This window comes from Paenibacillus phytohabitans (genome assembly GCF_013141775.1).
GTDB lineage: Bacteria > Bacillota > Bacilli > Paenibacillales > Paenibacillaceae > Paenibacillus_AQ > Paenibacillus_AQ phytohabitans.
On sequence record NZ_WHOB01000068.1, the window covers coordinates 39,293 to 63,728 of the forward strand.

Below are 24,436 nucleotides of genomic sequence, written 5' to 3' on the forward strand. Positions count from 1 at the left end.
GATCCGGCATCCCTTCCTATTTAGTCCGGCCCAGCTTACGGGCCACGATGAGAATAAGCAGCAGGGAGACCACGATAATAATAAGGTTGAATCCCCATTCACTCTGGAACCATCCGCTTTGTGCCGGAGATTCTGAAGGTGCCTCGGGTATCATATTCTCTGCACCAAGCGTAGCTGTAACCCGCTTGTCCCCGGCAATCTGGTCTTTGAAATTAATAATATCATACTGCGGAGCATGTGCCAGGGCATTGCCGTAGATCAGCGAATACGGTCCCTGCTCCTGCTCTCCTCCCGCAAAGACAAGGCGGTCCACCAGATATTCTATTTTCAGGCCGGTAATTGATATCGGGGTATCATCCAGATTATAGATTATAATCCGCAGGGCACCGGAAGAGGAGGCCTGAAGCGGCTGGATGTCCGTCCGCGAAATCCGGGAATCCTTGAAATCGAGCCGGTACAGCTCCCCGCTGCCCGCCACCGGCAGCCTTATACCGTCACTGTCATACAGCTCATACCGCCGCGAGAAATTCCCGGTGCTGCCGAGTGTCAGCCTGGCAATCTTCAGCCGGTCCTTGTTGCTGATGACGATCTCGGTGCGGTTCTCCACCTGGCTGATCTCATACTGCGGCGTCTTCTGCCGCATGAATCCGGCCATCTTCACCTCCCGGCTGCTGTCCACCAGGGTCAGGCCGGGGAAATTCAGCCCCTCCGGATTACTCTTTACCACGAGCCGGTAAAAGCTGAACTTGTAGCTGCCCTCCAGCTCAATGCTGTCCGCACTTAACCCGTTCGTAGCGTACAAATCCCCTGTGGCCAGCGGCTCCCAGGCATTCCCGTCATAACCTCCCCACACCTCCACATGCTTCAGGAAGGACTCATCTGGAAGCTCAAACACCAGCTTGTTCCCCTGAATATCCACATGCTCGGCAAGCGGTGTAATCCGGTAATCCAGCAGGGTGTCCGTCCCTTGGTCCGCGCGGCGGATCAGAATCGATGAATAGGCGGTGCTGCGCTCCTCCACCGTTCCCTCTCCGCTCTCCAGGTAATAAGGAACCGGCTCGCCGGTGCTGCCGGTAATACGCAGATCGCGCAAATCCTCCGCTGCCGAGCCATACACGCCTTCGTCCAGATATACCTCATAATAAGGGGCCGGCTCAGGAATTCCGATGGCCCGCGAGAACTTCCACTGCCCGCTGTCAGCCTTCTCCGCCAAGCCAGCCGATGCCGATGCCGTACCCTGCGCCGGATATGCGGAGGTGAACAGCAGCAAGCCTCCCAGCACCACGAGCAGCACTGCCGCCCTAGCTCTCCGGCTGGTCTTTCTCTGCGAGCGCATAGGCTTCCTCCATTCTGGCCGATATCCGCTGATAGAGATACGAAATCCCCAGCAGGCAGAGTCCGAAGCTGAAATAAGCGATGATCTTGCTGCCGGTGTTCAGCAGGGTCAGATCATAGAGCAGCAGCTTGCCGGTTGCCAGCAGTGACAGGCCCAGCCCGAAACGGCGGATATACAGATACCGCTTGCGGAAGCCGTACATAATGAACAGCACCGAGAGCAGCAGGTAGACCAGACTGAAAGCCAGTCCGCCATCATGCAGCCGGATCTGCACCCCAAGGAATGCAGTAAGCATCACCAGCAGATAGATACCCATAGCCACCGGAACCAGCTCCATATTCTTGTAATCGCGCAGGAGCGTTGTCCGCAGCAGTCTTCCGCCGCTGAACCACACGAACAAATTGAAGAGAATAAGCAGACCCAGCACCAGAAGATCTGCCCCGGAGCTTCCGGATAATCCGGCTGGCAGGCTAGGCATGCCGAGCGTGATGCCGATGCAGATAGCATAAGTGATCCCGTACATCAGCGTGACCATGTAACCGACCACCGTATCATACAGCACCTTAACCTTCGGCAGCACATAGGCAAGGCCAGCCGTTAGCAAGGCAGCCAGCAGCAGCTTGTAGAATGTACTGTGTGCCATATCTTCCGGAACTGCACGGTCGAACAGCCGCAAGGCTTCATACACCAGATATACATAGAAATTCAGGATCGCAGCATATTTGAACCAGACTACCCCCTGCACCTCGGCAGGTGAGCTGCGGAGCAGAAGCTCCTCCCGGGAATGACGGACCGCATAGAACAAGGCTACCGTAACCATCCCCGCAGTAATAAAGGTATATTTCAGCTCAAAATACGGATTGCTGTAGATGACCACAGGGCTCAGCTCGGATATCCGCAGCAGCCCGTCGATGCCGAAGAACGTCCCCAGGCAGAGCAGGAGAATCCCCCAGCCCGAGCGTTCCACTGCCTTGAAGCGGTACAGCTGGCCGTAGACCGTCAGAAGCACTCCCTCAATCAGCCAGCCGATGGACCACCAGGCCGTTCCTAACTGGAACGGGATCATCAGTACGGCAAAGGTCAAAGAGGTGGCGTAGAAGAGCAGTCTGCTCTCCCGTTCCTGCGGCATCCGCTTCTCCAGCAGAACGCCAAGCCCCAGGTACATCAGACAGAAGAACAAGGCAAGCGCGCCTTTGAACTCGCCCAGACCTGCATCCAGGAAAAGAATATACAAGGTTGCGCAGCTGATGACCGTATTGCAGCCCAGCAGGCAGAAATCCAGCCAGGCGAGCTTCGACTTGTATTTGAACGGGTACCAGAGTGTGATGCCCAGATACATGACAAAGGTCAATATAGCGCAGAGCATGCCCGCTGCACTGCTGTCCGACAGATTAATCAGCAGCAGCATGGAGGGTATATTAAACAGGAAGCTGATGTAATTGACAATAACCCAGCGCTTGCGCAGGGAGACCAGCAGAATGAGCAGGTTCAGCACGAACAGATAGCCCATAGCCGCGTACACTGCGCTGCCTTCCAGCCCGAACGCCCCTATATAAGAGAACAGCGGCAGATAACCGCCGACAAGCCCCATGGAACAGATCGTCCGCGACTCATAGCGCAGCGATAACAGCACAGCGGATAGAGTGACCAGTACGGATAGACCGATCCCGGCCCATAAACCGATAATCTCCAATAAAAAATAGCTGTAAAAGATTGAGCCGTAGAGTACGGATACCCCGCCTCCGATCAGACCCAGGGCAAAGGCTCCCCTGCCTTTGCGGAACAGCCACTCGCCGCCGCCCAGCATGATAGCGCCAAGCAGAAAGAAGGCGCTGCCCTTCATATAGTCATTGAACCAGGTGGAATAACTGTATCTGAACCCGGCCCCCACTGCCAGAATCAGCAGCAGAATCCCCAGGCGGTTGATCCAGTTCAGACCGATCTTCATTTCAATCCGGTTCTGCTTGCGGCGGCGCAGCAGCGTTTCCTCACTGACCCCCTCAGCGGCAAAGACATCCATACGGCTGTCAAGCGCCCCTGTCAGTGACTGCTCCACCTCACGCTGCCGCTTTCTGCGCAGGAGAATACTCTCATTCAGCCTCCCTTGCACTTCTCCCAGCATGGCGGCTATCTGCGCCTGGTCTTGCCCCAGCTCAGCTTTGGCACGTCTGAACGTGACATCAATACGCTGCCTGGTCTCCAGCTCGAAGGAAGTCAGCCTGTCGAGGTAGGCATTATTCTGCGAGCCAAAGTAGGTCTGCAGCTTCTGCCGCGATACCCGCAGAATGCCCAGCTTCTCATCCAGAATCTGCTCCGTCAGTGCCGTCCGCAGCTCGGAGTTATCCTGCCGCAATATTGAAGCCTGAATTTTCAGTTCCCTGAGAATCAGCTTGTTCTCTTCATTCTCCTTCTTCAGCGCTTCATTCTCATGAACCAGATCGCTGCTCTCATATTCCTCAATCAAAGCCTGGTATTCTTTCAAAAGCCCGTCCTGCTGCTGCTGTACAGCCCTCAGCCGATCTCTGAAATCCTCCATAGCGCCCCCCAGTGCCTGCTATCAGCAATTGTTAATATTTTCATTTTACTATATCTGCCCAGGTAATCCAGTGCAACATAATGAGTCCAACCGGCGTTAGAGAAATAACACATACTTACCTACTAACATAACCAAAGGAGCTGTCCCATGAAAACTTCTCTCAGAACAAGCGCAGCGCTCCTGACGCTGTCGCTGGCCCTCACTACCGGAGTGGTCTCCGCTGCCCCTGCAGCAACCAGTTCAACCCAGACCAAGGCTGCCCAGAACAAAGCCGGCGCCTCACTAAGCACGTACGCCATTGCCATTAACGGTACAGCCATCACCGAGACCGGCTTTCAGCCTTCCGGCACCAAGGAGCCGCTGATTCCGCTGCGTACCGTCGCTGAGGCACTGGGCTTCAAGATTACCTGGAACACGGCAACCAAAGCTGTCGACTTGAATAAAGGAAATATATACACAACTGTGAAGAGCGGCGAAGACCGCTATGTGATCAACAAAATGTACACCTCACTCGGAACGGCTCCGCTGACTAAGGCAGACAAAATGTATGTCCCCGCATCCTTCGTAAGTGAGGTACTGCATCAGACCGTAAGTGTGGAGGGGAAGAATATCGTGATCACTTCAGCCGCAGAGCATGTCCTTGAGACCGGCGTCATCACCGCCATCCGGAATTCCGGCGGCACTTCCTCCATTCAAATCAAGGGTACCGGAACCGCAGGGCTCGTACTGAATGTCAGCGGAGATACAGTATATGAGAAGACCGACGGCACCAAGCTGGCCTTAGCCTATCTTCAGATCGGTATGACCATAGAGGCCGAGCACGCAGTGTTCTCCACCCGCAGCCTGCCTCCGCAGACGCCCGCTTACCGGATAACTGTCCAGGATACCAAGGCTCAGGCTGATATGCTGGGTACGGAAGGCACTCTTGAAGAGATCATCAAGGCCGAAGACGGCTCACTCAGCCTCCGCATCAAAGGCAGCGCCCTCAGCGATCTGTCGCAAAGCGAGATCGTGCTTCGCCTGACGGAGGATACTCTGCTGGTGAACGCGAGCGGAGAAGCTGTAGAACAATCTGCTCTGGTGCAGGGCGCTACGGTTATGGGCTTCTACTCCCCTGTAATGACCCGGAGTCTGCCGCCAATCGGAACCGCGCTCAAAGTCGTCGTGGAGACCGTTCAACCTTAACTTAGCCACCGCACCTGTAAAACTAAGTGGATTTATGACATCTATTGCTCTCGACGCAGCATCTTTTTGGATAACAAGTGGATTTATGGCACCTAATTCACCCCAAATGTCCACCTTAAGCTGATTAGGGCAGAATAAAATGTTCTTTTTCCAACTAAACCACCCAAATCAGACATTTCACATGAAATAGATGTCATTTATCCATCTGCTGCTTAACTGTATGGCAGAGGAACAGGCCTCTCGTGAGTGCGATCCATCGCAGTGACTAATCACAACAACAGAGCATCCCTCCAGCCTACGGAGAGATGCTCTGTTTGTATTTATCCCGGACTAACCCTTGGCCGCCTGCCGCACAGCGGGCTGACGGCCAAGGGTGACTCTGTTCTTGCCCCTGGCCTTGGACTGATACAGGGCTTCGTCCGCCTCGCGGTATAAGTCCTCGAAGGTCACATCGCTGCGCTCAGTGAAGGCAATGCCTATGCTGACAGTCAGCTGGATGCTGTGCCCCCCGTCCAGCAGGACGATGTGCTCGCCCAGGTCTGCTCGGAAACTCTCCGCTTCTCTCAAGGCCTCAGCCTCGCTGCCGGCAAAGAAGCAGACCGCGAACTCCTCGCCCCCCACCCGGCCGGAAATCCCGTTATGCTGGTACACCTTCATAATCTTCCGGGACAAATCTACCAGCGCCTGATCACCGGCCAGATGTCCGTATGTATCATTAATTAACTTGAAATCATCGATATCGAACAGCAGCAGCGCCATTCCCGCCCCGTGCTGCGCAGAGTAGTTCTGCACCAGCCGCATGAAATGCCTGCGGTTGTACAGGCCGGTCAGATCATCAACAGTAGCCTGATGCAGCAGCTCGCGTTCATACCTCTTCTTCTCACTGAGATCACTGAAGACCATCAGCATGCCTGTATTCTCTGTGCGGGTCCGCTCCGTGGCAATAAGTGCGACGCCGAAACAGGCACCGTCCTTGCCGGAAGGCTCGATCTCGAACTGGCCTTCCAACCGCTTGGCATAATGGTCCGAAATTTGCCCGTACTGCTTCAGCAGCAGATGTATGCTTCGGCCCCTCCAGGTGTCCGCCTTCTCTTCCAGCAGCCCGGAGAGCATCGCATCCGCAGCTTCATTGACATCAATGATATGGTCATAGCGGTCCGTCAGTACAATGCCGTCTTTCATATTCTCGAAGATTTTATTCTTGGCAAGCGGATATAAGGAGAGCCGCGGATCACGGAACAAGGAGAGGTACGCCACGATGATGGGCGGAAGATAGGTAAATGCTGTGAACCCGGTAATCGTAATTTTGAGCAGCGGAAGCAGAAAGACCGTCAGTACCGGAATTACCAGTCCGAGCAGCAGCATCAGATTACGGCGGAAATAATATGCAGGAGCATTCAGGAGGGAGATCGCCAGTAAATAGACTGCATACAACCCGAACAGCTGGTCATATGCAATAAGGATCATGCTTAACACTGTAGGCTTCACTGCAATTCCGGTAACACCTGCCACTGTTGCGAGCCCAACCTCACTGCGCATCAGATGATGATAGGAATCGGTAAAGATCAGCACAACATCGAGCACGACCGGAATACAAAAGAAAATAAGCCTCTTGGCCAAACCCTCAGAGGAACGGGAGACATACTCTTTAATAACGGCATAGGTAAAGATAGCACTCAAAAAAAGCGGGCCCTGCTGCAAGTTCTTCCACCATAGCTTGGCTTGATAGGATTCCGACAGAATCTCTCCGGCCGTAGCCGCGAATATCAGGCTGACCAGCAGCATCAATATCCATAAATAGCATCTTCCCGGTGTGTGGCGGTGCTTGAAAGAACCGATGCCCATGTAGAGACTTAGAACGCTGCCCATTACTAAATAATAAGGATAACCCTGCATCCACGGCATGTCATATTTCTCCTATTTTTGAGATAACTTTGCCTTATTATATCCTACTCTTTCGTACAAATGAATCTTTCTTCCAAAAAATACTATCTGTACCCAAGGTATAGGCGTCCGTCCGCCGTTCCATGGAGATGCCTGAACATACACGAAGACCCTACGGGCAGCCCGTAGAGTCTTCAAAAGGTGAGAAGCGAATTTATAGTTATGCAGGATTCCAGTTGCTAGGGTGCTAAACCGGAGTAGAATCGGCGTAATCTCGATCTTCTCCGTCTTTTCAAGTAGTACATGGGTTAATCAACTACCTTTCGGAAAACACGCAGGCATGCCCTTCCAAACGTCTAATTGATACCTTCCACTTCCCACCTAAGCATTAATACCCGCTACGCAGGCCGCTCAAACAAGCGTACATAAACAAAACAAAGAGGATACTCCTTCACCATCTGCATGGATGCGGGAATATCCTCTATAGTAGGAATACCATTATTTCTTCTGTGCCAACCGTTGTTTGAACTTGTCAACACGGCCGCCAGTTTCGGTATCTCTTTGTTTACCTGTGTAGAACGGGTGGGATGCGGAGCTGGAGTCTACACGGATCACTGGATAAGTGTTGCCGTCTTCCCATTCCATCGTTTCACCGGAAGACTTGGTGGACGAGCTCAGGAATTTGTAGCCTACGCTTGCATCGAAGAAGATAACCTGGTTGAACTTAGGGTGTATGCCTTCTTTCATTGTAATAACCTCCTTTCCGTACTAATACAACTTCTATGGTATTATGAAGCCATCTCTTGGTCTATTTAATAATTCCGGTTAGACGAAGGGAGATGCGTAAATCTTCCGATTTTTACACGCCATACTATCATACGTGAAAGCGGGCCTGGAGTCAACCTTTTGAGCCGGAAAAAAGGGGGCTTGTCACCCTGCAATCAGGCACCGCGAACCGGGCCGCCCTACAACCGGCTTAGGGTGAACGTTAGAGCGATTTCACCATTCCGCCGTCGATAAGCAGGGATTGGCCGGTAATATAAGTATTGGCAAAAGAACCGAGAAATACTGCCGCTTTACCGAACTCCTCCGGCGTTCCCGTTCTGCCGAGCGGAATCCCCTTCAGCGCCTCCGCCTGGACCTGCTCAAGCGAAGTCCCCACCGCTTCCGCCCGTTTGCCGTCAAGCTGGAGAATCCGGTCTGTACCGATGCGTCCGGGTGCCAGACTGTTGATCAGAATGCCTTCGGGCGCAAGCTCCGTGGCCAGGCTCTTGTTCAGCGCGTTCACCCCTGCGCGGAACACATTCGAGAGAAGCAGCCCCTGGATCGGCTGCTTGATCGAGACCGAGCTGATGCTGACAATCCGCCCTCCGCCAGCGCTGCGCATATGCGGCAGCGCTTCGCGGATCAGGCGGACCGTGCTCATCAGCGTAAGCTCGAAGCCGCCGCTCCAGTCCGCGTCGGCCATATCCCCGAAGCTGCCGCCCGGAGGCCCGCCGGCGTTCGTGACAAGCACATCGAGGCCGCCTCCATATTCGGCGGCCGTCCGGACCGCCCGTTCAATATCCTCCGGGCGGGTCACATCCATCTCCGCCACGGCAACCTCTTGCCCCGTGGCCTCCAGAATCGCCTGCCGCGCCGCTTCCAGCTGCGGCAGGCTCCGGCTCGCGATCGTCACGCGCGCGCCTTCACGCGCATATTCCAGTGCGGTTGCCAGCCCCAGCCCTTTGCTGGCGGCGGCTACGAGCACTGACTTTCCTCCAAGACCCAAATCCATAATGATATCCTCCTGTCAGATTGGATTGAAGCAAGAACCCTAATCTGCATTATACATCGTATTCAAGCTGATTTTTGGCTTGAACAATGAAATCCAGCGGATTCTCAATTTTGTCCGCCTCATACTCCACTGCCCCAATCTTCAGCCCCAGGTTCACTTTATACTTGCCGGAGAATTCGGTATCATTCAATTCCTGCAGCCGGAGCTTGATCCGCTCAATGACAATTTTGGCCCCTTCACGGTCTGTGAAGAGCAGGAGCCCCCAGGTGGCGTCCTCCTTGTCCAGCAGATACAGCGCGTCATTGGTGCGGATACTGGACTGGCTGAGCTGGGAGACATCATAGATCGCTTCGGACAGCTGCTCTTCCGGAATCAGACGGCGGATCTCATTCCAGTATTTCACCTTGACAACAAGCAGTGTAAGCGGAATGTGATACCGTGTCGATATCCCGGTGAACAGGCTGGCATCCTTCTGAAAAGAGATACTGTTGCGCAGATCCGTATTCTCATCCACCGTGGCGAGATTGGCCGTCCGCTTCTGCAGGCGCTCATTCTCGGCCTGCAGCTCACGGCTGCTGGACGTGAACACCCAGAGGACGACTGTAATCAGCGGAGTCATAATCAGCCAGAAGTACGTATTAACGCCAATCGATGCCCCTTCGGACACCGTTTGATAGACCACGAAGAAGCCGTAGCCGAAGATAAACGCCAGATTCAGCGTCAGTCCCGCAGTTACTGTGGTGAAATACGTGACCAGCGCCAGCAGGAAGGCCACATTCAGAATAATGATGTTCTGTATATAGTGATCCGGAGAGCCGGCAATGAATACGGTGCAGGCAAACATCAGGACCAGGAAGGCCAGAAACCCGAGATCGGAGATTAGGCTGCTGCGGTTACGTCTCACGCTTATCACCACGTTTCTTCATATGTTTGCGGAGCAGGAGCAGCAGCGATACAATGACCAGCGTGATCATAAGGACAGCCGCAACCACAAAGCCCAGCACATCTGAACGCTCAATAATCTGCGCCACTGTTGATTCTTTGGCCTCGCCTGAGAGGGTTTTGAAGCGGTACGCGTTAACCTGGCCGTCTTTGTCTGCAACCACACCGTCCCCGTAGACCTTCCAGCGGTCTTTCTCGCTGGCAATCAGCTTCGAGACCAGGTAGTAGCTCTCGGAGCTGACCGCTGTAACCGCAAGCAGGCCCCGTCCGCTCTCGTAGGGAGAGTCCAGCAGCTGCAGCGTACCGATGCCGGCTCCGTACTGCTCCTCGATCGCTATTTTCTCATTGGACAGCAGGGTCGAGCCGTCTTTGTTGTATTTGAAGAAAAGCTTGTCGTTGTTGTCGCGGATCACCTTGTTGTTCTTATAAGTACCGATGGCAATGATATTGTTGTCCTTCAGATTATCCGCAGCTACATCATCGCTGTAATAATGGATATCCCCGGTGTTGCCTCCGGCGTATTGGCCAAGCATGTTGAAGATGTTGCCCAGACTCTGATAGGCATAGTCATCCATCTCCTGCGGCAGAACGACTGCCACACGGTTGAAGATGCCGTCGCGCAGGAACGGGTACGGATAGTTGCTCAGCAGCAGCTCTGTGCGGTCCTTCGTGTTCAGGCGCATCATCGATTCCTTGCTTACATAGGCCCAGGGCATCTGCTCCGTATTAGGGGTACAGATGGCATTCGCCATCTCCAGATCAAACGCCACCGTGACCGAGAAATTGCCGGAGATGTTCAGGCTCTGCGGCACATCCAGAGTCAGCACATCACCGTTAGCCAGCTCCTTCGTCAGCTTCTTGCTGCCGACCGGCGTATTATTGATGCTCACCGTCACCAGTGAACGCTCAAAATCCAGATTCCCCGCATAGCGGAAATCGAGGCTGATTTTGCCGTCATCCGCAATCGAGCGGTTGGACGGCAGCGAAACGAAATAAGTCTGCTCCTGATGATTCGGTCCGGTCAGCTTATCCCCGGTCTCCGTGAATGTAACATTCGAGCTGATGGGGGGCGCGGGGTCTGCTACATCGGTAGCATCATCCACAAGCTTCAGGTCTTCGCGGATCTGGCTCAGCAGCTCCCCGCTGGCCATGAAGCGTCCGGCCTTGATCAGCAGGCTCTCATCTCTGGAGGTAACCACCAGCACCGGTGAGGAATCCTTGTTCACCAGCTGGATCACGGCATGGGTGCTGAGATCAGCTGTAGTGCTCACCAGATTCTTCAAGGTGGCCGGAAGTTGGTCATACATCGCTACAAGCACCACTGCACGCTTGTCCTTCAGGGTATCCTCACGGTAGGGCAGCAGCGGAATCGTCTTATCGTTCAGCGTATTGCCTTTGGCGAAGCCCGACAGGGCGTAAGTTGCGCTCTCCAGTTCCGAGCCGGTGGCATTCTCCGGCACGGCGAGCAGGCTTTGTCCTCTTTTCACCGTATCCATTCCCGAGAATCTGGCACTGAAATCTGCAATCCCGCCCGTAATCGCCTTCGGCGCGTACTTCACGGATATATTGGAGGTATTGAACAGATGGAGCCAGCTGTCCTGTGTATTGTCTACACTGCAGAGCTGATAATCCTCCGTATCGGTCTTCAGATTCCCATGGATACTCAGCGTGTTGCTGCCTTCCTTAAGGAAGCCCTTGGGCGCCGGAACGCTCAGGCTCTGCTCCCCGTTATTCTCAGCGGACGGTCTGAAGGAGTAGAACGGAATGCCGTTAAGCGACAGTGTCACACTTGACTGCTGGTCCGCATTAATCTGTGACACCTGAAAATGCAGCCTGATGTTCACCGCATCGACGTTCCAGTAATCCATGACTGTGAAATACTGCTGCTGGGAGCTTGTGCCCGTTAGAGAGATCTCGCTGCCCGTAAATGAAGTCTCGTAAGTCATCGTGGCGTCACCGGGAAGCACTGCCGCTGCCAGTGCCGCAGGAATTTGAACCAGGAAAAGGGAGAGGCAAATCAGCCCTATCATTATCTGTTTTTTCATCATGTTCCTTATCTCCTGTATCGCTTATTTCTTCTCCTCCGGCGCATCAGTAGCGCTCGGTTTTGTACCATTTGGCTTCCCGTTTGAAAATGACGTCTTTGAGATAGTTATACAGTCCGTAAGCGGCAACCACCATCCACAGCTGGCAGTACGAAACATACATCAGCAGAATGATCCACAGGTTCGACAGGCTCATCTCGCCTTTCTCCGTAGTCAGCGTAACGAAGATTCCGACCACGAACAGAACAATGGCGAGCAGCCACAGGAAGCTGCTGAGTCCGGCAATGGTCGTATGGACATACCCCATCGCATGGAGGACGAGCAGAACATCAGAGGTGACCAGTGAGATCAGGAGCAGGAAATAGATCGAGACATAATACAGGATATCGAAGCGGATCTTCGCTGCCTTCCGGTCGAAGAGGAGCGGAAGGTTCTTCACAATGACATAGATATTCCCCTTCGCCCAGCGTGTCCGCTGCTTGAACCAGACCTTCACCGTCTGCGGCTCCTGCTCCCAGGTGACCGATTTCGGCTGGAACTTGATCCGGTATCCCATCATATAAATACGGAAGCTAATCTCTGTATCCTCAGCAATTGCCTTGACATCCCAGCCGCCGATACTCTCTACAATAGACCTGCGCATAATGAAATTCGTTCCCGGAATCGTACAGAGCTTAAACAGCTTCCAGCGGCCGGCCTGCGCCATCCATTGAAACGACAGGGTCTCAATATTAATAAACCGGGTCAGCAGGCTTGCATCGCGGTTGCGGGTTCTGAACTTGCCGATCACTGCTCCCAGGGTGGAGTCATTCATGATCTCAGCCACAAGATAGCGCAAAGCGGTGCGTTCCGGTGTATTGTCGGCATCGTAGATAGCAATGAGTTCTCCCCTGCTGCGGGTGAAGCCGATATTCAGCGCATTGGATTTGCCTTTGCCGCCGGTAACTGCATCCGTATTAATGATGATCAGATTACGCTGCGGGTTCCTCCGCTGGATATCGCCCAGCAGCTCCGCGCTGTTATCCGAGGAATTATCGTTAATGACGATGATCTCATACCGGTCATGCGGGTAATCCAGCGCCAGCAGGGATTCCACCGTTTTGCTGATGACCACGCCCTCGTTATGCGCAGGGACCATAATCGTCACCATCGGATACTCACCCCTGATCTCCGGCACTGCCTTATTTTCAGTTTCAATATAGTACAGGTAGCCCGCTATAATCAGCGCTACATTCACCAGCAGCAGTGACCAGATGCAGATCACCGCAATGACCATCAGCACGTCTGAGACCGTCATATTATTCTCCTAATGTTGTTTGATTTTTCCGGATTCCTTATTTCAAATATTTCCTCCGGTACAGCCTGTAACCGATCGTAAGCAGACCCCCGAACAAGAGCAGTGCAATCAGGATTACGATAATAAAAAACTGGTTCTGCACGCTGAACAGCTTGTTGAAGCTTGTAGCCTGCTTCTCCTGGTACTGGTAATCGGCTGCGATTGTCCGCGGGGTATAGTCAACATTCAGATTGTTGCCGTTAATATAAATTACCCCATCCGCTGATTCGACGGTGTTGATATCTGTAACTACCTTATGGGCCTCCCGTTTATAGTCGGCGAACGTATACCACTCTTCCCCCAGATTCTGCATCAGACTGTCCAGTGCAGCCTCATCCTCAGGCAAGTCGACAGTAACTGCCGCATTCAGCGGAAGCTCCGGCATCGCCTTGCCGGTCCTGCTGATCCCTTGCAGGAATTCCAGCGGCAGACTGTACACGGTGGACGGGAAGGTCACCGAGGTGTCCGTCTGTTCCATATATCTGGCTTCTTCATCCGCGTAGAGTACCGCCGAGTCGAAGAAGCCCATACCCGCCGTAGAATATTCCTTGTCATACGTCCAGTAGCCTTCTGCAGCCATACCCAGCGGGGCTACACCGCCCTCTGCCAGCACATTGATGAAGCTGTTCATCTTGTCATGCAGCGACCGGTCACTAAGGCTAATCGGCGGTCTGACCGCCGGAGCATTGACTACAATGCTGCCGTTGCGGGACTGCACCGTTCTCAGGGCTTCCAGATACCGCTTCATCGCCGGAAAATCGGTATTGCCGAATACCGGCCGTACACTGGCGATGAATGGAATTCCGCTCTGATACAGCCTGTCTGCCGTTTGCTCAAGCAGCTCGAGATCGGAGAAGGGATAAATCTCCTTAAGCACCAGATACGTACGGGGCCGGGCGGAGGATTTCAGCCAATCCTTCAATACATAAGCCGCGGCCATGCTGCTTAAATCCCCCTGCTTCAGATAAGGCATATAAGTAAATTCGCCGCGGCTTACCGCGTAGGGAATTTGCACCCCGCCATCTTCAAAAGACCACCCGCCGTACGTACGGCCGCCCTGTGAAGCAGTGATATAAGGCATTTCTTCCACTTCCAGCGGAATGCCGGTGAACCCGCCGATGGAGAGGCTTGCGCTGGCTCCATGCCAGATGTCTGTCTTCAGCTGCAGGGCCTGCTGCACGCGGTCCGGCGGCTGGTATCCGACATACATCACAGACCCTTGATAGCCCGCTGCGTCCTGCAGATAAGCGCTGTTCGCAATCTTCAGCTCCGCACTGTTAATGACGGTGATCATTCCGGAGTAGGCAGTCAGGCTGCCTTGCTCATAATCGGATATATTCTTAAGCGTAACCTGTGTACTGTAGGCAGCAAGCAGCCGCTGCAGCTCTGCCACATTCCCTTCCTTCCCCGTGCCTTTCGCCAGACTGTCATAGAGCAGCAGAATATGCTGCGCAGCGGCAGGTGACGCGGCGGCGGAAGCAGCCGGGGCAGGCAGCAGGAGATTCCCTGCCAGGAGCAGCAGCAGAACGATAATTCCTCCGCGTTTCAAATGCTCACCCCATTATTCAGGGCAGCGTATTCTGGGGCCGGCACGGAAGGCGGTGCAGCCGGCATGGATTTCCTGGATGAGATTCCGCGGCCAATGACGCTCGATATGACCTGGAAAGTGATCAGGTCAAAGGCTAAGGTAAACAGGAATTCATGCTTCGCAATATCGGCATCGCCTGCTCCGATAATGGAGACTACAATGCCGGACAATCCGACTAGCATTGTAGCCAGAATCACGAACAGCCGCTGCATTCCCCGGTAGTCCCGCGCCCGGACCGCTGCCACGAAGGAAGGCATATAGACACCAGTAATCACTGCCATCCAGAGGAGGATGAAGGCAAAGGTGCGTGGAGCCAGCTTCTCCTTCAGCGTACTGTACACGTTGAAGAAATGACTCTGTGCCCGGAACTCCTTGCCAGCAGATTTCTCATAATTCCCCATCGCCGCCGGCTTGATCGTATAGGCGCTTTCGGCAGCCGTGTCGAGAATCAAGCCCAGCTGGTCCGGATGCGTAACATAATATTTCAGAATCGAGACAAAACCGTATTGGCTGTAGAAATCCTTTTCCAGCAGATCCGATTTCACATCCACGGTCCCGTATTGGTCATAATAGGTATTCTCTTTGAGGATTGCGTACTGTTCATTAATCCCGAAGGATTGAAGCGCGGTCTCCGGATTCTCTGATTCCATCAGCACTCCGCGGGTCATGGCATGATACTGGTTAATATTCACGAATTCTTTGGAGATATTAAGATAGGTGGCAATACCGGCGAACATCATCAGGGCGGCGGACAGGAGCGTGACCCAGCGGAACAATTTATCCCGGCGGATCCAGACAAGTGAGATAGAGAGCAGGGAAATCACCATGCCCACAGGAGCATTTTGCTGCTTGGAGGTCGTTAGGATCAGCGTGCTGACCAGAAGTACCGCCAGCATGGCGTAATCGTTGTATCGTTTGCGGTACAGCAGCAGCCATGAAGCGAACACCAGAATCATCGTGACCATTACCAGGCTTTCGCCGAAGAACGAATTGAAGTAGGCGGTATACCCCGTGTCCCCGAAGATAAAAACTGCCAGAACCGCAACAATCATCCCCCGCTTCCGGGACATCTTGAACGTAACGGCTTCAATGAGCAGGTAGACAGCAGCCACATACAGGAGCGTATAGATCGCGGCCTGAAACCGGATATCGAACACTTCCTTGCTGAATAACAGCTTATTAAAGAGCAGCGCCAGCTTGATAAACAGGGACTGGGAGGAGACCAGCATCGAGCTGTTCTCGTTATAGTATTGGTAGATTCCAAACTGCTTGATGAAATACCCGAAATACTGGCTGTCATAATCCGGGAGGTTGAAGTACAGTCCATTGCTATATATAATCCGGAAAAAGTCACCGTTGTCTGCCATTCCCACATAGGGAGCAGTAAAGAGCGCGATGACTGTTACGAGCAATACGCCAAAAGCTGCGGCAAACGCCGGGGTAATCCGAAGGCTGGCAAGGGTTATGCCGGGCCGGATTGATGTTTTCACTGGGTTGTCTATCATACGGATTCACCTTCGTTACTATTGTTATTGGTTGGAATAGGAATAAGCGAGGAGCGCCATCAGGTTGTCAAAAGAATACGCCTGCCCGGCAGCCTCATCACCGAACCCGCCATACAGCGGACTTGCAGCATTCACGGCTCTGAATTCATTCATCCGTTCAATACTGGACGCATAGAGAGACGGATCGCCCAGCACAGCGCCGATCATGGCCGTGAGCGCATAAATCGCCGTAGAACGGATATCATTCGTCCGCTGGCCCTCACGCGTATACTGCCCGTACAGTGTGCCCGCCGCAACCTGCTCTTTGATATAGCGGATGCTCGCCGGCTTCTGCCGGTTGCTCTCGGCCAAATGAAGAATGGTCAGCAGCGACTCTACCGTATTGATATGTTCAGAGCTGTACTGGCCAGTCTTGTAATCGAACCTTGTCTCATAGAACGGGAAGGAGTCAGACAAATATCCGTCTTCCAGAATCCCGCCCATATTATTCAGCAATATTCCGCTTAATTCGCTAGATATCGACAATTTTCGCAACACACTCAGATCAATATAACACAAAGTTACGAACCCGTTGGCGGTTTTGAAAATATTGTCATAAAAATCATACATGTATCCATCTTTTACATTATTATCATAGAATCTCCGGCTGTATTTATCCGCTTCCGCTGTGTACTCCGGACGGCTAAACGCCTCCCCGGCTTCATAGAGCGCACCAATCAGCCGCAGGTCGTCTACCGCTGCGTTCACAGTGTATTGCTTCTGCTGCTTGGGACTGAACCGGTAGCTGAAGCCGCTCTCCATATCGAAGGTATCGCGGGCCAGCGTCCACTGCTGGTCAAACCTCTCCTGATCGCCGTTAAGCACGGCCGCCCTCATCAGAAGTGAGGCCGATTCGCTCAGAACCTCATGGCCTGTAGCCATCTCCGCCGCTTCACCGGTTTCCTGCAAATTCGTATATACCCCATAGGGTCCCGTGAGCTGCGTATCTATGAATTTCAGTAATTGCTGTTCTTCGTCCGCTGTGTCGAGCAGCGGCTCTTCCGGCACGTTCGTTCCCGCAGGAGTAACTGCCGGAGAAGAAGTAGCCGCGGAAGGTACGGGCCGGGCCTGATTACTGCTGCATGAGGTGATTAGAAGCAGCGATATACCCAGTGCAGCAGCCTTGCTGAGTGTACTCCCCAATTCATCACATCCTTAAAAGACAAGTCTTGATATTGGTCATAATAATATAACGGTAATTTATGTCACATTGTTTACTGTTTTGGCGAACATTATGTGTCTAATTTATAGATTATGCCATTTCTGCAAAAAAAGCAGAGCTGCCCGGATCGGAATGACCCGGGCAGCTCTGCTTATGGTATTTAGTTCAGCTTCTTGTGATCCTGCGGTAAGTCTCCTCATCAGCAACAATATAAAGTCTGGCATCATCCGGGATCGGCTGCCCCAGCTTACGGTTAATGCCAAGGTCACCGCGGTCGGACAGCAGGGTAGCCCCCTGCCGCAGCAGATCCTGAAAGGCATCTCCATAGGTATTCCACGCACGGCTGCGCGGAATCTCATAGATATCATCACCATGCTGGCGGCTGAGCAGCTGGGTGATCACTTCAGAATTGCCTTCCTGCAGGGCGGATCTTACCGCGAGTCTGGAGATGGCATCATGGGAGAGCACGAACTCGTTCACCTGAACATGCTTGAAGTTCTGGATGTTCTTCTCCTGCATGATTTCTACGGTGGTATGTACTTGCGGGGCGATCCGCTCAATGCTGGAGGCGATCAGCAGCGTCTTGCCGTCGCTCAGCGAGGCCTCGTCTATACGGGTATCGCCGAACACGATCGCCGCTCTGGCGCTCCCGATGTTCGCCTTCAGCAGGATATCATCACTGGAGGCATCCCCGTTAATGAAGTGGACCTGCTCCAGCTGTTCCAGCGGATGACGGCCGTTCTCATCGATAATTACGATCTTGCAGTTCGCGTCATAACACAGAATTTCATCCACAGCCGCCTGTGTTTTGCGGTTCCAGTTAATCAGTACGACATGATTATGCCCGTGAAAGCTCAAGGTTCCGGCTCCTCTCCTGCGCTGCATCTCTCCCATGGCATCGATAATCTTACCGATAACCAAACTGAGCAGACCGATGCCAAAGATATATAAGAATATCGTAAATACCTTGCCGGTGACTGTAGTAGCGAAATAATCACCGTAGCCTACGGTTGCCATGGTGGTCATCACCCAATAAAAGGCGTTGAACCAGCTATGAAAAGTGTCCGGCTCCAGCAGGAAGGCAGTGGATGCACTCAGAATGACAAAGGCCAGGATGATTAGACCTATAGACTTCTTTTTTAGATGAAGCAGCTTACCGGAAATTCGGATTAGAAAGTGCAACGCTCATCCCTGCTTTCGGGTAGTTAGCTTAAACCGGCCGGGCAGCTGCTGCCTGAACATCCGAGGCACGGCAGCTGCCCTGCTGTCTGGCCGGTCCTTTTAAATAATCAGGCTGCTGACCGCAAACGCTGTTCCGATGAATACCATGCAGAGTGTTACGCCTACTGCAACATTCCCCTTCTGCAGTTGTTCCGAAATCCGGAAGCCCGGAGTGAACAGCTCAAAGATCCAGTAAGAGGCGACCAGACAAACATAGCCTACCGCAAACCATAGCATCATGAACCAGATGGAGGTATTGGTATATGCCGCTACGCCGAGAATGATCGCCGTGGCCAGGAACTTGCCGCCAAAGGCCAGCGATACAGCGACATTCCCCTTCTTAAGCTCCTCCATATCCTTAAAAGGAGTCATCAGGGTGAATATAACCATACCCAGCACCTGAAGCAGAACAATGGTCAGAATACTAACCACCAGATTAATAACAATCGTCAATTAGCCCACCCCCGGAATTTCGCATAGGCCGAATCATAGTCGGCGAAATCATGTACTTCCTCCAGCACCACGGAGGCTGTTTTTTGTTTCTCCAGCGCAGAATAGCGCTTGTCATCAATCGGCTGCTTAATCCGGTTGCCGGAAGGCAGCTCGAGTACGGCAAAGTTTCTGGTTTTGTCCTGATACTGGGTTTTGTACACCCCGACAAGATCCACATCCGTCGTGATGGACACCTTCAGATTCGCCAGATCCTCCGTTGCCGTCTTCTGGTCACCGTATGATTTCAGCGTGGTCCAGGAGGACAGCCGGATCTCATTCTTCTGATCAGCATCTGTTACCAGCTCCGCATCCATGAACTGCAGTGTCCATACGGTGTCGCCTGTAGCATAATTGCCGTCGTTCGGCAGCAGCTCGTTATCCGGCAGTACGGTCATGTCGCTGCCGATCAGATCGCCCACCTTGCCTTCGACCACCCGGTAATCCCACGGCACGCGCGACACGCTGTCCGTTGTTTCGGTATCGGTGTGGAACACACTGCTGCTGTTTCCCGAGCATGCGCTTAGCAGCATGACTGCCAGAAGCAGCATTGCGGTCAGCGCCCCGGCCCGGAATCTGCGTCCGGCAGCACGTCCCTCTCTACCCTTGTTCATCTTCAAGCCCCCTCACTCCTAGCGCGATAAAATGACTGGCATTGCCTGTAATCGGTCCGCCAGCCCGGCCGAGCAGCCCGCAGGGCTTCCCGTTAATCACGAACATACCGGTCAGCAGGTGAAGCTCCCCTTCGCTGGTCTGAATCCGGGCCATTTCGGCTCTTTTTTGATAGACCACCGGGAACAGCTGGCTGCTGTCATACCCTTCCTCATCCTCTATTTCAAGCGTTCCGCTATCATCAAAAATCCGCACGGACCCGCCTTCCCGGCCGAAGACAGACTTGGACACAAAGCTTTCGGAGAATACCGCCTTATTGTACGTAGGCAGTATGTAACGGGAGATGACCTGGCGTTCCTCTTCGCTGAACAGCAGACCCAGCTCATACATCCCCCATACCGCAGCAATCAGCCCCTTGGATTGCAGGATAATACTATGCGGCCCGTTGAACAGCTGTAGCTTCCCCGTCTCGATGGCGTATGCCAGGGCGTCGCCGCCTTCATCTACAGCCATCCACTCCTTGGGATAGAGCGCGAACATCCGCTCAATGATCAGGTCCTCTGCGTCCTTCACTACACCTTCATCAATCCACAGGTCCAGGCAATCGACGCAGCGGATATCCAGTCCGCTATGCGCTGCCAGGGCATCAATCGTTCCTGTATCCTCCTGATGGCTGCCATAGGCTACACAGGCTGCCGTATCTGGACGTTCAGCGCCCCAGGCTGCGGCAAGCTGCTGCTTCATTGCGGCATTCGGATTCCCGATGCCCGCCTCTGCGCAGATCCACGGCGTGGCGATAGAGGCCTCCACATAGCCGGTCGGTGTATCCGCATTCAGCTCCAGCAGCTTAATGGTTCCGTCGCCGGCTACAGCAAAGTCGAACCGGGCATACCGGCTGATCAGCCCCGGCTCAGGCACAGGGCAGTCGTCGAGCATCTGCCACAGCACCGGGGGAATTCCCAGCAGATCATACAGGTCATGCTTAAGATGGACGTAGCGGACCGCCTTATCCAGAATCATCCACAGTCCTGAAGAGGCTTCCTTCAGTTCCCGGTAGGTCTCGCCGCGCATCACAGCTATTGCATCCAGCCAATATTCCTCTTCCTCCAGGTCAGCCCAGGTGAAGCCCAGCTCATGCAGCTGCTGTACCCGGGGTGCCCGCTCCAGAGCGGACTGGTCCAGATATTCGAAGACGCTCTCTGCCGGGATCATCCGCCGAAGCCGCTCTTGCTTGAGCTTTTGCCGGAGCTTTTACTGGAGCTGGATTTGGACGTGGATGAGCTTGATTTGCCCGAGCCCAGCCCGCTGGAGGTGCCGCCGATTCCGCCTGATTTCGAAGAGGTTTTCCTTCTGGTGATGGAGCCGGTCGATGAAGTCGAGGTCTTCGGTTTCACCACTGATCCGGCTACAGGCTTGTTCTGGAAGCTGCCGCTGCTGTAGGTTGGCGGCTTATAGGCAGTGCGTGTGCCTCCGTAATAAGTCGGCCGGTCATTGTACCAGCCTCTTGAAGAGTAGAACGAGCCGCTGTTGAACAGCATGTGGTACAGAAGCACATCATCCCAGCCGAATCCCGAGTTATAACCGCCATAGTTGTTGATAACCGTTGTCCCGCCTGAGGTTACCGCTCCCTGTCCTTCCTGGACAGTCTCTTCCTGATTCTCATCCGGATAGGGAATATTCCAGTCAACATTCTTGTCGAAATAATTCTTAACTTCCTCGGTAGACCAGGACACCAGCTTCGGTTCATCCCCTGTACCGCCGGTACTCCCGCTGGCACCAGCGCCTCCGGGAATAAATAAAGCATTGGCCAGCAGGGCAATGCCGAGCGAGGTCGACAATACGCGGATCGGCTTGCCGTCAGGGGTGAACAGCCTGCTTACAGCAGGCTCTTTAACATTTTCGTCTTTTGCCAACTTGGGCCCTCCTTTCCTGATAATGTTCTTTAACCTTCGGTACGCATCGGAACCAGCAGAAGCTCAAGCTTCCCTTCGTCCACATTCAGTCGGCCCTCTACCGCCTCGAACTCACGGCCGCCTACGACTATATAATTCACATGCTCCAGGGCCGTAATCATGTTCATGCTCCAGACGCGCTCCTCAATAATCTGCAGCTCGCCTTCGGGCATCTTCTCAAACAGGATGACATTCATTCCATTATCCACTCCATACCAATCCCTTCTGAACAATCTTATGCTTCTGATACGCTGCCGCTATTATTTCGTTTCAACTCGCGCAGCCTGGAATACCTATACCACAGCACCAGGCTTAATGAACATAAACTCACCACAAACAGCAGAATGTAAACATGCTTGTAGGCGGCGGCAGGCGCCAGATTCCGCTTAGCATGCAGCAGCAAGCCTAGGGCGGCGACAGAAACGGAGCCGCCGAAGAACTGGATCAGCTGCAGCAGCCCCATGCCGGAGCCGATCCAGCTGCGGGGAAGAATGCCCGACGCCTCATTGTTCAGGGAAGCCATGGTCGCCGAGAATGACGGCGAGAAGCACAGATAACCCGCGAGCAGAATGAACGGGGATACGGACAGCTTCATGGCAAAGACGGCCAGGACAGCGGTGAGCACCACATGGCCGATAATCAGGAACCGGAGGTTGCCGTAGCGGTCTATCCAGTGGCCGACGTAGCGGGTCAGAATCGCGGACAGAATCGCTCCCGGCGCGATGAACAAGCCGATGCTCAGCGCCGATTCATGGAACAGGCCCGCCAGGGCAAGCGGCATGAGGAACAGATTGCCGAGGTTCAGCACCAGAATGCAGAACCCGATGGCAGTCAGCTTCAGATACCCGGGCATGCGCAGCAGCTGAGGGTTAATGAAGGAGTTCTCCGCTTGGGCCAGATGGCGGGCATGAATAAGCAGCGACACTACACTGGCCGCAAGCCACAGGTAGGACTGGCTGGTGACCGCCAGCAGCAGGCTGCCTGCGTTAAGAACCGTCAGGGCCGCCCCCGTCACATCAAAAGCGGCGGGCTGGGGCTGTTCCTTCGGCAGCAGATGCAGCAGCACAGGCAGAACAATCAGCACGAGGCAGGTGATGCCGAACAGGCCGTTCCAGCCGAAATACTGGCTGATCAGACCGCCGATAATCGGCCCGAGCCCGAATGCCATCGCGCTGCCTGCGGAGATCATGGCGATAGCTGCGCCGCGTCTCCCGAGAGGAACATAGCGGCTGGCCAGCACAAGTCCGAGGCCTGCCATAACTCCTGCTCCTGCAGACTGCAGGATACGGGTCAACAGCAGGATGCTGAAGCTGTGCGCGAATAATCCGCAGACGGAGGCCAGACCCAGCGTAGTCAGGCCGATGGTCAGCAGTCTGCGGATCGGCACCAGGTCAGGGCAGCCTGCTGTAGATCACAGTTGACAGGGCATAACCGATGGAATAGCTCGATATGATCCACGAGCCCAGGTCCGCTGATATGTGCAGATCCTGAATAATTGTGGGCAGCGATACATTAAACATAGTGGTGTTCATAACAACGATAAACAGGCAAAAGGTCCATAGGGGCATTACAACTTTGTCGTTCATTACTCCATCCCTATCTATATTATCTGTTCAGGCTCAACTAAATTCTATGCCTAACAATTAATAATGGCAATGTCCTTAGGATGAATGCCCCCGGCTGATTTATAGCACCTTCTGGACCCAGCTGTCTATGACATGATCCGGCCGGATGCCTAAATCCCGCTGCAGCAATTCCTTATATTTATCATAGTGTTTCCTAAACCCGATGAAATCTCCCAGGTCGGCGTAACTTCTCAGCACCAGCCGGCAGATTTGATCGGAATACGGGTCCAGTGCCTGCAGAACCAGCAGCCTGTCCAGTGCCTGCCGGGGACGTACGGAGGATAATTCATATTCGGCCGAATGCAGCGACATGCGGATGAAGCGGATCTGCAATTCCTTGCGCCGCGTTTCTGCCCAGTCATAATGATGCTCTTCCAGATAATCTCCGCGGTACAGACTCAGCACCGCTTCTCTGCGCGCCCATTCCTCTTCCGATTCCACAGAGGTACTGCAGTATCCCTGCTCGAACTCTTCCAGATCAAGCAGCACATTCTCCTTGGTCAGCCTGTACCGCTCCTGCGAGAACTCAACCTGCACGTCCATATCCCAGGCCTTAAGCAGTTTACGGATATGGTACACCGTTGTATGCAGGTTGGTTACTGCCTTCTCCGGTTGGAAGTCCGGCCAGACCCAATCCACAATGGTATCCTTAAGAATCCATTGGCCGCGGTTATGGAGCAGCAGGGCGAACACTTCCTGCGCTTTGCTGGTTCTCCACTGCATCTTGCGTCCGGGCTCCGTGCTGTCCATGAACTCGAGACGTTTGAAGCAGAGAATCGAGAGCTGCTTGACGGCAGCTGCAGGCTCCGGGGGCGTCTCCACACGCGCTTCATTCTGCTCTATGCGAATCTCCAGGCGTTCGAGCGTCTTGCTCAGGCGCTGGGAGGTTACCGGCTTCAGCAGATAGTCGGCAGCGTTCAGTTCAAAAGCCTCAATAGCATACTCACTGTATGCTGTGATATAGACAATCCGCGTGCTCCGGTCCAGACCGGCAATATATTCGCCGGCTTCCAGCCCGTTCATCTCCGGCATGCCTATATCCAGGAAGACGATATCCGCCTTCTCCCGCTCCAGATGCTCCAGTCCCCGTCTAGCCGACGTATACTTGCCGGTAATCTCCAGACGTCCGTCTTTCAGGAGCAGGCGCTCCAGATGCTGCAATGCAGGCTTTTCATCATCGATTAGTATCGCTTTCATTGAAA

At 53.7% G+C, this 24,436-nt stretch carries 21 protein-coding genes; 1 reads left to right on the forward strand and 20 read right to left on the reverse strand.

Annotated elements, in window-relative coordinates:
- Positions 1-16 precede the first annotated feature (16 nt).
- Together GC101_RS22820 and GC101_RS22825 are read right to left on the reverse strand one after the other, a co-directional pair.
- A complete protein-coding gene (locus tag GC101_RS22820) occupies positions 17-1,336 on the reverse strand; it encodes a hypothetical protein (protein ID WP_171719142.1) in 1,320 nt (439 codons plus the stop codon).
- Positions 1,302-3,872, reverse strand: a complete 2,571-nt coding sequence (locus tag GC101_RS22825; protein ID WP_171719143.1) for a DUF2339 domain-containing protein — start codon at positions 3,870-3,872, stop codon at positions 1,302-1,304. The genes GC101_RS22820 and GC101_RS22825 overlap by 35 nt, the downstream gene beginning before the upstream one ends.
- Positions 3,873-4,019: 147 nt before the next feature.
- On the opposite strand from GC101_RS22825, the gene GC101_RS22830 reads away from it, so the two are divergent.
- Positions 4,020-5,057: a copper amine oxidase N-terminal domain-containing protein gene (locus tag GC101_RS22830; protein WP_171719144.1), complete on the forward strand. Its 1,038-nt coding sequence runs from the start codon at positions 4,020-4,022 to the stop codon at positions 5,055-5,057.
- A gap of 330 nt (positions 5,058-5,387) precedes the next feature.
- Here the strand turns inward: GC101_RS22830 and GC101_RS22835 are convergent, their stop codons facing one another.
- From GC101_RS22835 to GC101_RS22915, 18 genes are all read right to left on the reverse strand, one after another.
- The gene (locus GC101_RS22835; RefSeq protein WP_171719145.1) at positions 5,388-6,962 is read right to left on the reverse strand and encodes a sensor domain-containing diguanylate cyclase; all 1,575 of its coding nucleotides are present in this window, start codon (positions 6,960-6,962) and stop codon (positions 5,388-5,390) included.
- A 477-nt stretch (positions 6,963-7,439) separates the two neighbouring features.
- The gene (locus tag GC101_RS22840; RefSeq protein WP_039304788.1) at positions 7,440-7,688 is read right to left on the reverse strand and encodes a type B 50S ribosomal protein L31; all 249 of its coding nucleotides are present in this window, start codon (positions 7,686-7,688) and stop codon (positions 7,440-7,442) included.
- A 241-nt stretch (positions 7,689-7,929) separates the two neighbouring features.
- Positions 7,930-8,718: an SDR family oxidoreductase gene (locus tag GC101_RS22845; RefSeq protein ID WP_171719146.1), complete on the reverse strand. Its 789-nt coding sequence runs from the start codon at positions 8,716-8,718 to the stop codon at positions 7,930-7,932.
- Positions 8,719-8,767: 49 nt separating this feature from the next.
- Positions 8,768-9,622 carry a diguanylate cyclase domain-containing protein gene (locus tag GC101_RS22850; RefSeq protein WP_042140397.1) on the reverse strand — a complete coding sequence of 285 codons (855 nt, stop codon included), beginning with the start codon at positions 9,620-9,622 and terminating at the stop codon, positions 8,768-8,770.
- Positions 9,612-11,708 (reverse strand): cellulose biosynthesis cyclic di-GMP-binding regulatory protein BcsB, encoded by a 2,097-nt coding sequence (locus GC101_RS22855; protein ID WP_171719147.1) that lies wholly within the window; start codon positions 11,706-11,708, stop codon positions 9,612-9,614. Before GC101_RS22855 ends, GC101_RS22850 begins: the two co-directional genes overlap by 11 nt.
- Positions 11,709-11,751: 43 nt before the next feature.
- Positions 11,752-13,002 carry a glycosyltransferase family 2 protein gene (locus tag GC101_RS22860; protein ID WP_076243612.1) on the reverse strand — a complete coding sequence of 417 codons (1,251 nt, stop codon included), beginning with the start codon at positions 13,000-13,002 and terminating at the stop codon, positions 11,752-11,754.
- A gap of 37 nt (positions 13,003-13,039) precedes the next feature.
- Entirely contained in the window at positions 13,040-14,590 is a 1,551-nt protein-coding gene (locus GC101_RS22865) for a hypothetical protein (RefSeq protein WP_171719148.1), read from the reverse strand.
- On the reverse strand, positions 14,587-16,134 hold the full coding sequence (gene wsfD, locus GC101_RS22870; protein ID WP_171719149.1) for a glycan biosynthesis hexose transferase WsfD: 1,548 nt from the start codon (positions 16,132-16,134) through the stop codon (positions 14,587-14,589). Before wsfD ends, GC101_RS22865 begins: the two co-directional genes overlap by 4 nt.
- 24 nt (positions 16,135-16,158) lie before the next feature.
- On the reverse strand, positions 16,159-17,316 hold the full coding sequence (locus GC101_RS22875) for a glycosyl hydrolase family 8 (RefSeq protein WP_246354466.1): 1,158 nt from the start codon (positions 17,314-17,316) through the stop codon (positions 16,159-16,161).
- A 184-nt stretch (positions 17,317-17,500) separates the two neighbouring features.
- Positions 17,501-18,517 carry a potassium channel family protein gene (locus GC101_RS22880; RefSeq protein WP_171719150.1) on the reverse strand — a complete coding sequence of 339 codons (1,017 nt, stop codon included), beginning with the start codon at positions 18,515-18,517 and terminating at the stop codon, positions 17,501-17,503.
- Positions 18,518-18,616: 99 nt separating this feature from the next.
- Complete coding sequence (locus tag GC101_RS22885) at positions 18,617-19,009, reverse strand: DUF350 domain-containing protein (RefSeq protein WP_042140402.1); 393 nt, start codon at positions 19,007-19,009, stop codon at positions 18,617-18,619.
- Positions 19,006-19,659 (reverse strand): hypothetical protein, encoded by a 654-nt coding sequence (locus GC101_RS22890; RefSeq protein WP_171719151.1) that lies wholly within the window; start codon positions 19,657-19,659, stop codon positions 19,006-19,008. Before GC101_RS22890 ends, GC101_RS22885 begins: the two co-directional genes overlap by 4 nt.
- On the reverse strand, positions 19,646-20,869 hold the full coding sequence (locus GC101_RS22895) for a glutathionylspermidine synthase family protein (RefSeq protein WP_171719152.1): 1,224 nt from the start codon (positions 20,867-20,869) through the stop codon (positions 19,646-19,648). The genes GC101_RS22890 and GC101_RS22895 overlap by 14 nt, the downstream gene beginning before the upstream one ends.
- The gene (locus tag GC101_RS22900) at positions 20,866-21,570 is read right to left on the reverse strand and encodes a hypothetical protein (protein WP_042140405.1); all 705 of its coding nucleotides are present in this window, start codon (positions 21,568-21,570) and stop codon (positions 20,866-20,868) included. Before GC101_RS22900 ends, GC101_RS22895 begins: the two co-directional genes overlap by 4 nt.
- A gap of 29 nt (positions 21,571-21,599) precedes the next feature.
- Positions 21,600-21,806, reverse strand: coding sequence for a hypothetical protein (locus tag GC101_RS22905; RefSeq protein WP_042140406.1), 207 nt, complete (start codon positions 21,804-21,806; stop codon positions 21,600-21,602).
- A gap of 38 nt (positions 21,807-21,844) precedes the next feature.
- Positions 21,845-22,996, reverse strand: coding sequence for an MFS transporter (locus tag GC101_RS22910; RefSeq protein ID WP_343049814.1), 1,152 nt, complete (start codon positions 22,994-22,996; stop codon positions 21,845-21,847).
- Between the two features lie 4 nt (positions 22,997-23,000).
- Positions 23,001-23,195, reverse strand: a complete 195-nt coding sequence (locus GC101_RS36270) for an MFS transporter (protein ID WP_246354467.1) — start codon at positions 23,193-23,195, stop codon at positions 23,001-23,003.
- A gap of 99 nt (positions 23,196-23,294) precedes the next feature.
- The gene (locus GC101_RS22915) at positions 23,295-24,431 is read right to left on the reverse strand and encodes a response regulator (RefSeq protein WP_171719153.1); all 1,137 of its coding nucleotides are present in this window, start codon (positions 24,429-24,431) and stop codon (positions 23,295-23,297) included.
- Positions 24,432-24,436: the final 5 nt, after the last annotated feature.